General features: G+C 41.1%; 2 protein-coding genes. Both read left to right on the top strand.

Annotated elements, in window-relative coordinates; genetic code table 11:
• Window positions 1-104: 104 nt before the first annotated feature.
• Complete coding sequence (ureG, locus tag AC1DRF_RS28525; protein WP_230183481.1) at window positions 105-719, top strand: urease accessory protein UreG; 615 nt, start codon at window positions 105-107, stop codon at window positions 717-719.
• Window positions 716-1234, top strand: a 519-nt coding sequence (locus AC1DRF_RS28520; protein WP_477742376.1) for an urease accessory protein UreD, incomplete at its 3' end; no start/stop codon positions are given. The genes ureG and AC1DRF_RS28520, both read left to right, overlap by 4 nt.

The following is a 1234-nucleotide window of genomic DNA, read 5'->3' as shown; positions in this document are numbered from 1 at the left end:
CACCAGGGTTAGAAATCGCTCAAATGCAACATGAACAATTGCATGTCCGATTGTTCATGTCATAAAAAAGGAGGGAAAGCCTTCTAACGATGAAGGCGTAATAAATGAATGCAATTAAAATTGGAATTGGTGGACCTGTTGGTGCAGGGAAAACAATGTTAGTAGAACGATTAACGCGTGCACTAGAAGGACAGCTAAGCATGGCGGTTGTTACAAACGATATTTATACAAAAGAAGACGCGCAATTTCTAGTGAAAAACAGTATTTTGCCAGAAAATCGTATCGTAGGAGTAGAAACAGGAGGCTGCCCTCATACGGCTATTCGAGAAGATGCATCTATGAACTTTGCTGCGATCGATGAGTTAGTGGAACGTCACCCCGATGTTGAACTTATTTTTGTAGAAAGCGGAGGAGATAATTTAGCCGCAACGTTTAGCCCAGAGCTCGTTGATTTTTCGATTTATATCATCGATGTAGCACAAGGGGAAAAAATCCCGCGTAAAGGCGGTCAAGGAATGATTAAATCTGATTTATTCATCATCAACAAAACAGATTTAGCCCCGTATGTAGGAGCTAGTTTAGAAGTAATGGAAAAAGATACAATTCAAGCGAGAGGGAACAAGCCTTTTGTTTTCACCAATTTAAAAGAAGATAAAGGGCTCGACCGAGTGATAGAGTGGATTAAAAAAGAGGCCTTTTTAATCGGCCTTGAATCATGAGCTACACGGGTTATTTAGAGCTTCGAGCAGAAAGAAACAGCGAGCGAACCGTTATTAAAGATACGTACCATTACGGTGCTTTTAAAGTTGCCAGACCTATTTACATGACTCCTGAATCACCTTTTGTTTATATGCTTCACGTAGGTGGAGGATACGTAAGCGGAGACAAATATAAAACGATGATAACGGTAGAGAAAAATGCCCAGCTGACGGCTACTACTCAATCTGCAACAAAGGTGTACAAAACACCGAACGAAGCTGTTTTACAAGAAACGTGTATAACCCTTGAAGAACAAGCCATCATGGAATATATACCAGACCCGCTTATTTTGTATGAAAATGCTGCATTTGTTCAAGAAATAACGGTTCATATGGCACAAAACGCTGCTTTGTTTATGTGTGACAGCATCACCCCGGGGTGGTCGCCGGACGGGCAGCTGTTTCAATATACCTCTATGCGTTCCAAGCTTAAACTGTATGTAAACGAGCAGCTGAAGGTATACGATCACTTATAC

Source organism: Priestia sp. P5_B4 (assembly GCF_056400385.1).
The sequence above is the reverse complement of the archived record's forward strand: the minus strand, read 5'-3'. Positions and strand labels throughout refer to the sequence as shown.